We start from the raw sequence: 11,878 nt of genomic DNA, 5'->3' as shown, positions 1-11,878 counted from the left end.
TTTTCGGAGGTGTAGCAGGTATATAATGTCTTGCTCCAGAAGTTGTCAGGATTAAATCAAGCTAAAAACCACAAGAAACAAGCTTTGTCCTATCGGACCTATTTTACTTTTTGTCTTGAGACAATAAGTAAACAAAAAACTCAAGGCTGCGCCCGCTTCCCTCGGAAAAGCCCTGCCTACCGGCAGGCAGGTACGCGATGCCGTCTAAAATTCCTGAAACTTCCCGATGCTACGATCGGGACAGGCAGTCGTACCTCCTCAAACAGCAGTAATTTTTTAACGCCGTCACCACTTGTTTTCCGGCTCACCGGACGAGGCCAGGCTCCGAAGTCGCTGACGTTAAATTATTGATCGGCCTCTTTTGGTCTTTGCCCGGAGTTGAAATAAAACCATAGAGAGCGGGAAGCTCCGAGTGGACGAGGAGATCACCCGTCCGAACTTAGGTTTTATAAAAACGGAGGGTGAAGATCAAAAGGAGCCTTGAGCTCGGAAATGCCTTCCTCGTGCTTCGTTTTTGCATTAAGGCAAAAATGAAGGCCTCCGGCAGGAAAATCATTAGAGTTTATCGTTCTCAAAAACTGTAAACCCCCAAATTTTGCAATTGATTCCGAAGTGCAATAGGTTTAAAAAATCCCAAAAATAATTAAGGCGTAAAAGATAAAACGCATATACCTGAAAAGAGACCACAACAAGTAGCCTTTAAAATCGTATTTTATTAATCCTGATGCGAGGCTTACAATAGAGTGGGGAACTGGAGAAACAGCTCCTAAAAAAACAAATATGCCACCCCATTTTCGCAGGTTGACAATGTGTTTTTGTATTTTATTTTCGATGTGGTTTTTTACCGATGGAATTAAAAATAAGCGCGTTCCCAGAAAGTACGAAATTATTCCTCCGATGTACGACACTGTAGCTAAAATAAATAAGGCTCCCCAAGGTATTTCAAGTTTTGATGCCCAGGCGATAAACATTTCCGGTGGTACCAAGCCTAAAAACGTTTCAGATAAAAGAAATACCGAATAAATGATTTTTGGAGAATAAGTATCCACCAGGTTATTGAGTATTAAATTAAAATCCAACAGGAAAATTTCTAACCCAACGAGCAGCAGCACAAAAAGCGAAATAACTGTAATTCCTTTATATGCAGTGCTTTTCAGAAACGGATAAAACTGTGTTATTCGGTAGTATCGGTTCAATATAATAAGTCGTCTGGGGGAAAAACTATATAGTAAATTCTTTATCATTGTTATATATTAACAGGCTGCGAAATAAGTAAAAAGACTTTATATAACAAGCTTTAGTTTTGAAATGTTGTGTGTTACCCGAAAAAAAAATGCAATGCTGTTTAATCAATATAGAATAAGGAACTAATTCGCTGAATTTTATTGTTACGAAAGTAAAATGTATAAATGGCTGTTTGGCTTGCATTGCCAATATTTACAACATCTCCGGTTTTATTTTCAATATTAAATGCCTTCGTAAAGTCATCTTTCCTGGTGCCTGCAGAAATGCCTCCGTATAAATCATACTGGCTATCTGTTACGTCAAATTTTGTTATAAAGTTGGCATGAGTTCCCTTGTAGTATTCTATTTCATTTGAGTTGTCAGAAAAGTGGTAAATAGTATCAACAATGCTGTTGTCGTGTAAATTATCGACAGGTGTTTTACTTGTTTCGTTTTTACCTGCGAACGCCGATTTTAAGTAATCCAGCGTGTAAGATTTTAGGGCGTTGTTGGTAAACTCGTTGGAACTGTAATAGGGGATATTATTTTCAGTACCAGCGTATGAACTTGAAAATTCTCTGTCGGGAATATTCATTGAGGATTTTTGTGTAATCATTCCGGACTTACATCCCACCAGGAAAATTAGTAATGTCAGATATCTTAATTTCATTGTAGTTGTTTTTCGTTAACAAGCTGTATAATTATTCGGGCTTCAGAAAAAAGAAAAGCACTTTTATTAAGTGCTTTGGTCTTTTAATGCATCGATTCCTGTGGTTTTGTTTCAAGTGCAGCCGACAGTCGTTGCGCTTTCAGTTCCTGAAATTGTTTCCCCGACTCCTTTTGTTGCTTTTCCGACAGGTATTCTTCTGCCTCGGGAAATAGATCTTCCTCCTCTTCGCTAAGGTGATGTTCAAGAATTTCTACAAATACTTTAAACTTTATCATCCAGCGTGGATTGTTTTTCGGGAAATCAGCAAGGTCGAGTAAAAGCATGTTTAGAACAAAATGCTCCTCTTGCGATTCCAGCGATTCATCTTTTACGTCCTTGTTATTATTCAAAATACGCAGTAAAAGATCTTCTTCCAGTTCGTGATGCACATCAAGGTGCTTTTTTAATAGAATATATTGCGATTTATCTTTTTTAATTTCTTCAATTAAATCACGCATTTCGTTGTGGTGATTTGTAAGTGCTTTTGTTATTGTTATTTCGTTCATCTTTTAATCTTTTTTCGATAAATATTTTCTGTTTATTTGTTCTTTTCTCCGGGCATTACTTCTGTTAACGTTTTGCCACCTTTAATTCCAAAATCGAGTGAACGAATTGGGAATGGGATGGTAATGTCGTTGGCATCGTAAGCCGATTTAATATTTTTTATTCCATCACTTAAGGCCTGCAGGTAATCGGTTTGCTTCTGAAAGTTTACCCAGTACCTGATTACAAAATTTATGGAACTGTCGCCAAACTCCAGGAAATACAGATCAATGGGTTTCGTATTCATCAGGTAATCTATTTTCTTAATGGCTTGCAGGGTTATGTCTTCCACTTTTTGCAAATCCTCGCCATAACTGATTCCTACATTTAAATCGATACGACGTACCTTATTTACGGTATAATGTTTATAAATGTCTTCAAAAATCAGGCGGTTTGGAATAACCACTTCCTGCCCCTGGAAAGTATCGATTTTTACAGCACGTAATCCAATGGATTTTACTGGCCCCATATGGTCACCAAATTCTACAATATCGCCAACATTAACGGTGCTTTTAAACGTAATGTATATTCCCGCCAAAAATTGGCTATAGCATCTTTAAATGCAAAACCTATGGCCAGTCCAACAATTCCCAATCCTGCCAGAAGCGAGGTTACCGTTTTTTCAAGCTCCAGTATTCCCAGCGCTATAAATACTGCGGCGGTCATAATTGCAATGCGTGAAAACGATGCTATTAATTTTACAACAGCTAAATTGCTGGTTAATTTTAATAGGGTAGTACGCAGTAATTTGGCGAAAAGCCGTGAAAAAAGGTAAAAAATAACTACGATTAATATTGCAATTGCAAAGTTGGGTAGCATTGCAATAAATTCATTTGCCCAGCCCGAGAGTTTCTCAGTTACAATTTGTATGGCATTTTCAAGGTTCTCCATATCGAAAAAAACGCAAGCTGAATTACCAACCTGCGCATCGTTTTATTACTTATTATTTTTTAAATCTTGTTTTAGTCTGTTGAAATCATCCTTTATTTCCTCTCCGAGATTTTCAATATCATCGCCGGTGTTTTCAGTAAAATCAGATACTTTATCGCCTAGATCTTTGGCTTCAGCACGAATGTCGTTTATCGACTCATTAAATTTTTCTCCGGTTGTTTCCGCCCCTTCTTCCAAATCTTCTGCGATGTCTTCCATTTTTTCATCAAACGCGATTAATTTTTTCTCAAGCTTGTCATAAAATTGCGGATCATCTTCACTCAGGTCTTCAATATCTTCTTTAAATTTCTCAAACTCTATTTCCGCCTTTTCCAAAGCTTTTTCTGTTTCCGATTTTTGTTGACAAGAGTAAAAAACACTGCTTGTGATAATTGTTAAAACTGCAATTGCTAAGCTTATCTTTCATTTCATTGTTTTAATTTTTTAAAGTTTTCTAAATGATTTTGTTCTATAGCGTTGAGAAAATCAGGCCACATATTTTTGGCGACTATTCGGTGGTTATTTGTAAGGGGCATAAAGACAGGTAGATATGCGTGTATTGTGCTTGGTTTTTATAAGAGCCGATGCTTAAAACAATGTTTTTAAGTGTGGATTTGCCTACTCATTATGTGGAATTTATGACTGTTGGTTGTAACAGTTACAAGGTCACAATAAATAGTACTAATGTTTATTTTTTTTATGGGACACGATATGAATTGTTATTTGAGTGCGTGAATTAAGGTGCACATATACAGGGAGATAGGGTTTGGTGTTTTGCCGGGGAGAATTTTGAGATAAAACTACATATGTAAAATTTGCATCAAAATCTCCGGAAACATAAAATTGGCAAGATTTTACCATTGTAAAGAGCAAAAGAGAGAATTTAGATATTCGACAAAAAAAATCAGGTCGCAAGAGATGCTTTTGAATATTAACGATATAAAATTTTAAAGATATGAAACGAGTAAGCAATAATTACGAAACAATGGTAGAGGCTATTGAAGACCTAAAAAAGAGAGGTTACACGCACAACTTTAATGTTGAATCTAACGGAGTACTTTCTGATGGTGATAGTTCACAGACCTATTTACCATCGCGTGTGGAGTTGCACGAGCAACACCGTTTTGAGGGAGCTACAAATCCTTCGGATATGAGTATTCTATATGCCGTTGAAACCGATTCAGGAAAGAAAGGTACCGTTGTTGATGCTTTTGGTGTTGACGGTTCAGAGGTCGTATCGAAGTTTATGAACGAGGTAGATCAAAAACAATTTTAAGTCGGAATATAGAACAAATGAAAGGGATATTTGTACGCAGGAATCGACTTGTAAACCATTTGTTATCCATCAAAGAATACGTAAAAATAAATGCGAAAAATTAAACTAAAACTCAATAGCTCAATTGAAAACATACTGGTCGAGGTTGGAGATATTATTTTGTTTACAATTCAGGTGGTTAAACAATTTTTTGTAGCTCCTTTCGAGCATCGTGAACTTCTTAAACAAGGCTATTATATTGGGAACAAAACCCTTCCGCTGGTTACTATAACCGGATTTATAATGGGGCTTGTACTCACTATACAATCCCGACCGGTTTTGGTCGAATTTGGTGCACAATCGTTACTGCCGGGTATGATTTCAATTTCGGTGGTTCGCGAAATTGGTCCTGTGATTACAGCTTTACTGTGTGCCGGAAAAATCGGTTCAGGAATTGGTGCCGAATTGGGGGCAATGAAAGTTACCGAGCAGTTGGATGCAATGGAAGTATCGGGTACCAAACCGCTTAATTTTGTTGTAGCTACCCGTGTTATGGCAACCACTTTACTCGTTCCCTTACTTGTGATTTTTGCCGATGCCGTAGCGCTTATCGGATCATTTGTTGCCGTGCGTATGTTTGAAGATGTTTCATTTGTGCTGTTTATTTCACGCGCTTTCGATTCGCTGAGTTTTTCCGATGTAATACCGGCCACCATTAAAACTTTCTTCTTTGGGTTCTTTATTGGCCTTATCGGAACATATAAAGGTTATCATACCAATCGGGGAACGGAATCCGTTGGGCATGCTGCCAATTCGGCTGTTGTTACCGCATCATTAGCGATATTCGTTATCGACCTTTTGGCAGTTCAGTTGTCGAACCTAATTTTTGAAATGTAAGCATGAAAACAGAAAATGTAATTGAAATACGAAATCTGAAAAAAGCTTTTGGTGCAACACCCGTATTGAAAGGAATTGATCTCGACCTGCACAACGGCGAAAATATTGCCATTTTGGGGCAATCGGGTACCGGTAAATCAGTGCTTATCAAATGTATTGTTGGATTAATTACTGCCGATTCGGGAACGATAAAAGTTATTGAGAAAGACCTCCTCGACTTAAATAATGCTGAACTTGCCGAACTGCGACAAAAAATAGGGTACCTTTTTCAGGGTGGTGCACTTTACGATTCAATGACAGTGCGACAAAATCTTGAATTTCCGGTTCGCAGAACACAGATATTAAAGGGTAAAAAAAATGAGGTAAATGATATGGTAAAAGAAGCCCTGGAGAATGTTGGCTTGCTGGATGCCATTGATAAAATGCCATCGGAACTTTCAGGAGGGATGAAAAAAAGGGTTGGCCTTGCCCGAACGCTGATCTTAAAACCACGAATTATTCTTTACGATGAACCCACAACAGGACTTGATCCGGTGTCTTCGGGTGAGATTAGTGAGTTGATACTTGAAGTGCAGGAGAAATACAATACCTCTTCGATAATAATTACGCACGACATGAAATGTGCAGAAATAACTGCAAACCGCCTGAAACTAATGGTTGATGGAAAGTTTTATTCCGAAGGCACATTCAATGAGCTAAAGGAGAGTGACGACAAAAAAATAAACGCGTATTTTAAATAAAAGCCATGAAAGAAAGAGAAAGCCGTTCGTTAAAATTGGGAATTATGGTAACAGTTGGCCTGGTCCTGTTTGCCTGGGGAATTTATTATTTAGGAAGCCAGCGGAAAATGTTTACCTCTTCGGTAACCGTTAAAAGCTATTTCAACAATGTTTCAGGATTGGTAGAAGGAAATAAAGTCAGGTACTCAGGAATTACTGTTGGTTCGGTTTTGGAAATCGGTATTGTGTCCGATTCAACAATTCTTGTAGAAATGTCGATAGACAAGAAAACCCGGAAATTCATTCGAAAAGACTCGAAAGTAGAGATAAACAGCGATGGTTTAATGGGAAGTAAAATTGTAAATATTCTGCCCGGAACCGCATCTGCAGGAAGTGTATCAGATGATGAGCTTTTGATGTCTTTGAGTCCGCTGGAACTGGATGATGTGCTGCAGGAAGTAAGAAGGGTAATTGACGATGGACAAACGGTAACCAATAATTTAATAGAGATAACCAATAAAATAAATAAAGGCAATGGAGATTTAGCACTGCTGCTAAATGATAATACAGTAACTACCCGGATAAATGAAATTGGGAACCAGTTGGCTCAGGCAACCGAAAATGTTAACAGCATTACCACCAAAATCGATAATGGCGATGGAGACCTGGGACGATTGATCAACGACTCTACTCTAACAACAGAAATGCAAAAAGTGGTACATAATTTTAACAACGTTAGCTTGGTAACCGATTCAATTACCAACGAGTTGCTGGTTTTTAGCCGCGAGCTGAATACTGGTAACGGTGTAGTTACCCGATTGGTTTACGACCATGAAATGGCCAATAATGTGGATACTACAATTGCAAAAGCCGGCGAAGGAATTGACGAAGTTGTTGAAGCGGCAAAAACCATTGATTCAAGTTGGATATTCAATCTTTTCTCCGGGAAAAAGAAATAACATAATAAATTAACAAACAGGCAATAAACGGGAGGCAGACAGTAAGTTCTGCCTTTTTTTATGGGAACGAAAGTTATGGTTACTTGTTTCTTGAAAGAAGTTAATATAACATGCAAAAATGGCTAAAAAAAATTGCCCAATCGTTTCAGGCAATATTTACTTTGTAGACTTTGTTATACAAACTGAGGAATCTTATTCAGTGAACTGAGTCCTCAATCAACAATTCAAGAAAATCGGTTGATAGTGGTTTTTCAAGATAGGCACTCACAAAAGGATATTTCATAACCTTGTCACGATCGTCTTGTTTTTGTGAAGATGAGCAAACAAAAATCTCAATAGATTTTTTCAGGTTTTTAATTTTGTCAAAATATTGTAGAAACTGAAACCCGTCCATAACCGGCATGTACAAATCCAAAAGGATATAATCCGGCAAATCTTCTTCCTTATTTATTCGTTGTAGATAATCAATACCTTTTTGGGCATTCTCGAAATGTATTAGATAATCTGATAATTTCTTTTGTTCCAAAATTGAGTTATAAGTACTCACCATCTCCGTATCATCATCTATGAATATAATTTTTTTAAAATCTGTATTCATCCCCATTCCCAATATTGTTTTGCTATAAGTTACCCAAATACTATTCCAAACAATGAATAGCAAATTTTATTATTGGATACATTTAAACTATAGTTTTATATCGTAAAGTTTTATTTTGTTGTAGAGTGTTTTTCGGTCAATATTCAGAATCTTTGCTGCTTTCGATTTATTGTAACCTGCTTCTTGAATGGTTTCAATTATAAGCTTTTTTTCAATTTCTGAAGAGGCATGTTTTAATTTAGAATTGTCATTAATTTCCTGTGATACAACAGCTGTGGGCTGGTTTTCGTTTATTTCGGGATGTAAAATCTCGGAAGGGAAACATTCTGTGTCTATACTTTCTCCTTCAGCCATTAAAACCGCTCTTTTTATCGCATTCTTTAATTCGCGCAGGTTACCATACCACGGATAGTTTAAGATAATCGATTCTGCTTCGGGCGTAACGCCATTAATATTTCTGTTTAACTCTTTGTTGGCGCTCTCGATAAAATAGCTCATAAAAACTTTAATATCTTCCGGGCGTTCACGCAGCGGTGGCAAGGCAATTTTAAATTCGTTGAGGCGGTGATACAGATCTTCTCGAAAATTATTTTCTTTCACCTCGTAGTTCAAATCCTCATTTGTGGCAGCAATAATACGGATGTCAATATTTCTATGCTTATCATCTCCCAAACGTGAAACCACTCGTTCCTGGATGGCGCGCAACAACTTTAACTGAACATCGTAACTCAGGTTCCCGATTTCATCTAAAAAAAGTGTGCCACCATCGGCTTTCTGAAAAACACCAATTTTATCGGAAATAGCACCTGTGAATGATCCTTTTATGTGGCCGAAAAGTTCGCTATTGGCCAATTCTTTCGGAATTGCTCCACAGTCGATTGCAAGAAAAGGTTTATCTTTTCGCAGGCTGTTTTCGTGTATAAAGCGAGCAATATATTCTTTCCCAATTCCCGTTTCTCCGGAAATAATAACCGACATATCAGTTGGAGCTACTTTACGGGCAAGGTTGATCGCATACTTTATTTTTGGGCTGTCGCCAATAATAAAATCACCATTTGAATAGAAGGTGTTTTTGCTCTGTTTTGCCGCTGACCGTTCTGGTTCTGCCAGTAATTTTTTTATCAGCACTAAAAGTTCTTCCTGCTGAATGGGCTTTGTAATGTAATCGCTGGCACCGAGTTTCATTAATTTTACGGCCATTCTAACATCTGCGTAAGCCGTCATTATAATTACCGGAACCGACTGCTTTTTCGATTTTAGTTGTTGCATGAGATCAAGTCCGCTGGTATCGGGAAGTCTGAAATCGCACAATACAAGGTCAAATTGATGTTCATTAAAAAGGTGAAGTGCACTTTTTCCGTTAAATGCAATTTCGGCACTGTACTTATTGTTTTGAAGATGTTTTTTAAAATCTCACAAATAAATGTGTCATCGTCAATAATCAATATCTTCTTCATTTATTGAATTTATGTTGGTATACGTTTATACAAAAGTGCAAATAAAAAGTTTAATAAGTTTACCTTTATCTTTTAGCCGCTTTTGCCTGTTTTATTATTTCTTCTATTTGCCCCGAAACTTTGTTAATTGTTTCAGGCAGCGTTTTAAATTGATGACTTCTTAAAGCCATATCCTCAATTTCTGAAAGTGCGTCAGCAGTATTCATCAATTTGAAAAATTTGAACGATGGAATAACTTTATGTGCTCTTTCGCCAATTGTATTCCAGTCCTCATTTTCCAAACCACTTTTGAACGAAGATAGTAGCATTTCGGCGTTTTCTGTAAAGTTGTCGATCATCGTATTAAAAAACTGCTTGTCGCTACCCGCGGTTTTTTCCAGTTCCTGCATATTAAAAACCTCGGTAATTGTTGCTTCTTCAACCGTTGGTTTTCCGTTCCCAGTGCTTTTGTTTGCGTTGTTTTTGATTTGCAAGATATTACATATTTTATTGTATAATTCAAGTTCGAAGAAAGGTTTAATAACATAATCGGTAAACCCTACTTTTAAGTAACTGTTAATGTCGGCTTTTAACGCATTTGCAGTTAAGGCAATTATTGGAGTATTAGTATTCAAACTTTTATTTGCGCGTACTTTTTTAATCACATCAATACCATTCTTTTTGGGCATGTGTATATCTAACAAAACCAAATCGAATGCTACTTTTTTTAGCTCTTTTAATGCTTCCTCTCCGTCTTCTACCAAGGTGAAATCGGTTTCCCAACCTTTTAAAACAACCTCCGAAAGTAAACGGTTGTGCTTATCGTCGTCGGCCAAAAGAATTCTTTTCCCGCGCAGAAGACTGTCATCGAGATTGTAGGATTTTTCCTTTTTAATCGGAGGTTTTGCATTCGCTAATTCGAAGGGTATACTTACTTTAAACGTACTTCCAACATTCTTTTTACTTGTTACAGCAATGTCTCCGTTAAAAAGGGTAACGAGTTTTTTACATATTCCCAAACCAAGTCCTGCTCCGCCCCGAATCTTTTCAGTTCTTTTGTTTCCTTGTTCAAATACATCAAAAATATAAGCCAGGTCTTTCTCTTCAATTCCAATACCTGTATCTGATACTTCGAAAAGAAGTTCAATCTTCTTTTTCGTTTTTCGGACAACTTCGGCACTTAGTTTTACATGGCCTTTTTCGGTGTATTTTAATGCGTTTACTAACAAGTTCATCAATATTTGTCGTAAACGAAAAGGGTCTCCCTTTATAAAATCGGGCAGTGCCTGGTCTGTTTTCATGTTAAAAACCAGGTTTTTTTCGGCAGCTTGTTTTTCACAATCATCTGCAATTTCGCTGAGTAGCTGTTTTATCGAAAAATTGGTTTTTTCAATGTAAACTTTGTCCATTCCTAACTTGAACAGGAATACAATTTCGTTCACTAAATAAAGGAGGTGTTCTGATGAGTGATTAATAAGCGAAGTAAATCTTTGCTGCTGTTTATCCAGGTTGGTTTTCTTTAATTGGTCGGCGAACCCGATAATGGAATTGAGAGGTGTACGGATTTCGTGACTCATATTTGCTAGAAATATCGATTTTGCCTTGTTGGCTCGCTGCGCTTCTTCTTTGCTTTTAATAAGTTTTGCTTCCAGTAATTTATCTTTTGTAACGTTTTGCGAAATAAGAATTCCGGCCACCGTGTTTCCCTCCGTGTTTTTTACCGGAGCAGCAGCTATGTAATACACGTCTTTATTATAACGAACTTCTCCTTCGGTGTATTCACCCTTTATGGCTTTGTTGTAAAACTGAAAATAACGCCGTTGATCTTGCTTTTTGTAAACTTCAAAAAGTGTTTTCCCAACAAAGCTTGAGTTCGTTAAATTATATTTCTGTTTTTCCTTTCCTCCAGCCAGAATATACCTGTATTCTGAGTCGAATAGAAAAACATCCATCCCCGGGAGGTTGTTTAATACAATCGATTGAAATTCAGAAAGGTGAATGTGTTGAAGGTCCTTAAATGAATAATAGACAATAAGCCGGTCGTTCTCCAGGTTACTGGCCAGCACATCAAATTCAAGTAAACACATTCTCTCTTGGTTGACACCCGTTTTCAGAAGCACATTGGCCTTTGTGTTTTTTTTTTCTGCTAAAGCTTCAAGAAAAGCTGAATTAAATTCGTTCAGGGTGCTAGCCTCAATAAGGTCGGAAAGGTTTATTTTATCGGAATGTTCTACATGAACGCTCTGGTAGTTCTGAAATCCCGGATCTAGAATAATATCTGCTGCGGTATTCAAAATAAAAACGCCATCTTTTTTGGTATGTAAATCCGTTTCCTGTTCTCCAACAATGGAAACATCTTCCAATTTTTTAATTCTTATTTTATTAAGATGAACAGATAGCCATTGCTCTATTTGCAGCAGACTTTCTTCGTTAATTTCTTTTTTGTATAGTAACCCACTTATTGTTTTTGAAAGTGAATTGAGGGAATGTTTGATATTAGTTGAGCTCTCGGGCATTGAATTATAAATTGAAATAAAACCTTTAAACAGCTTAAGATAAAAATACTTTTGCTTTTTTTTGAAAAAGTCTCTACTATTTATAATTTCTT

13 protein-coding genes and 1 pseudogene are annotated in these 11,878 nt (G+C 37.0%); 4 read left to right on the top strand and 10 right to left on the bottom strand.

Going from position 1 to position 11,878, the window contains the following annotated elements; translation table 11 throughout:
- Nucleotides 1-623: 623 nt before the first annotated feature.
- The 6 genes from G0Q07_RS17150 to G0Q07_RS17130 form a co-directional block, all read right to left on the bottom strand.
- Nucleotides 624-1,196, bottom strand: a complete 573-nt coding sequence (locus G0Q07_RS17150) for a YqaA family protein (RefSeq protein ID WP_203532594.1) — start codon at nucleotides 1,194-1,196, stop codon at nucleotides 624-626.
- A gap of 149 nt (nucleotides 1,197-1,345) precedes the next feature.
- The gene (locus tag G0Q07_RS17145) at nucleotides 1,346-1,894 is read right to left on the bottom strand and encodes a hypothetical protein (RefSeq protein WP_163348303.1); all 549 of its coding nucleotides are present in this window, start codon (nucleotides 1,892-1,894) and stop codon (nucleotides 1,346-1,348) included.
- Between the two features lie 83 nt (nucleotides 1,895-1,977).
- Nucleotides 1,978-2,439 (bottom strand): hemerythrin domain-containing protein, encoded by a 462-nt coding sequence (locus tag G0Q07_RS17140; RefSeq protein WP_163348302.1) that lies wholly within the window; start codon nucleotides 2,437-2,439, stop codon nucleotides 1,978-1,980.
- A 32-nt stretch (nucleotides 2,440-2,471) separates the two neighbouring features.
- Nucleotides 2,472-3,014 carry a mechanosensitive ion channel family protein gene (locus tag G0Q07_RS20465; RefSeq protein WP_203532593.1) on the bottom strand — a complete coding sequence of 181 codons (543 nt, stop codon included), beginning with the start codon at nucleotides 3,012-3,014 and terminating at the stop codon, nucleotides 2,472-2,474.
- The gene (locus G0Q07_RS21350; protein WP_203532592.1) at nucleotides 2,960-3,367 is read right to left on the bottom strand and encodes a mechanosensitive ion channel family protein; all 408 of its coding nucleotides are present in this window, start codon (nucleotides 3,365-3,367) and stop codon (nucleotides 2,960-2,962) included. The genes G0Q07_RS20465 and G0Q07_RS21350 overlap by 55 nt, the downstream gene beginning before the upstream one ends.
- Before the next feature lie 45 nt (nucleotides 3,368-3,412).
- Entirely contained in the window at nucleotides 3,413-3,742 is a 330-nt protein-coding gene (locus tag G0Q07_RS17130; protein WP_163348301.1) for a hypothetical protein, read from the bottom strand.
- 619 nt (nucleotides 3,743-4,361) lie between these two features.
- On the opposite strand from G0Q07_RS17130, the gene G0Q07_RS17125 reads away from it, so the two are divergent.
- The 4 genes from G0Q07_RS17125 (at nucleotide 4,362) to G0Q07_RS17110 (ending at nucleotide 7,236) form a co-directional block, all read left to right on the top strand.
- The gene (locus G0Q07_RS17125; RefSeq protein ID WP_163348300.1) at nucleotides 4,362-4,682 is read left to right on the top strand and encodes a phosphoribosylpyrophosphate synthetase; all 321 of its coding nucleotides are present in this window, start codon (nucleotides 4,362-4,364) and stop codon (nucleotides 4,680-4,682) included.
- A gap of 90 nt (nucleotides 4,683-4,772) precedes the next feature.
- Nucleotides 4,773-5,558 (top strand): MlaE family ABC transporter permease, encoded by a 786-nt coding sequence (locus tag G0Q07_RS17120; RefSeq protein WP_163348299.1) that lies wholly within the window; start codon nucleotides 4,773-4,775, stop codon nucleotides 5,556-5,558.
- A 2-nt stretch (nucleotides 5,559-5,560) separates the two neighbouring features.
- Nucleotides 5,561-6,298 carry an ABC transporter ATP-binding protein gene (locus G0Q07_RS17115; RefSeq protein ID WP_163348298.1) on the top strand — a complete coding sequence of 246 codons (738 nt, stop codon included), beginning with the start codon at nucleotides 5,561-5,563 and terminating at the stop codon, nucleotides 6,296-6,298.
- A gap of 5 nt (nucleotides 6,299-6,303) precedes the next feature.
- Nucleotides 6,304-7,236: an MlaD family protein gene (locus G0Q07_RS17110; RefSeq protein WP_163348297.1), complete on the top strand. Its 933-nt coding sequence runs from the start codon at nucleotides 6,304-6,306 to the stop codon at nucleotides 7,234-7,236.
- Nucleotides 7,237-7,432: 196 nt separating this feature from the next.
- Here the strand turns inward: G0Q07_RS17110 and G0Q07_RS17105 are convergent, their stop codons facing one another.
- The 4 genes and pseudogenes from G0Q07_RS17105 to G0Q07_RS17095 form a co-directional block, all read right to left on the bottom strand.
- Nucleotides 7,433-7,840 (bottom strand): response regulator, encoded by a 408-nt coding sequence (locus tag G0Q07_RS17105; RefSeq protein WP_163348296.1) that lies wholly within the window; start codon nucleotides 7,838-7,840, stop codon nucleotides 7,433-7,435.
- Between the two features lie 81 nt (nucleotides 7,841-7,921).
- On the bottom strand, nucleotides 7,922-8,962 hold the full coding sequence (locus G0Q07_RS21425; protein WP_449504588.1) for a sigma-54 interaction domain-containing protein: 1,041 nt from the start codon (nucleotides 8,960-8,962) through the stop codon (nucleotides 7,922-7,924).
- A 3-nt stretch (nucleotides 8,963-8,965) separates the two neighbouring features.
- Nucleotides 8,966-9,229 (bottom strand): annotated as a pseudogene (locus tag G0Q07_RS21420) (response regulator); the annotation flags it as partial.
- Nucleotides 9,230-9,356: 127 nt separating this feature from the next.
- On the bottom strand, nucleotides 9,357-11,786 hold the full coding sequence (locus tag G0Q07_RS17095) for an ATP-binding protein (RefSeq protein WP_163348295.1): 2,430 nt from the start codon (nucleotides 11,784-11,786) through the stop codon (nucleotides 9,357-9,359).
- Between the last annotated feature and the right edge of the window lie 92 nt (nucleotides 11,787-11,878).

The organism is Draconibacterium halophilum, assembly GCF_010448835.1.
GTDB classification, from domain to species: domain Bacteria; phylum Bacteroidota; class Bacteroidia; order Bacteroidales; family Prolixibacteraceae; genus Draconibacterium; species Draconibacterium halophilum.
Note: the sequence above shows the minus strand (reverse complement) of the source record. Positions and strands in the feature narration are given on the sequence as shown.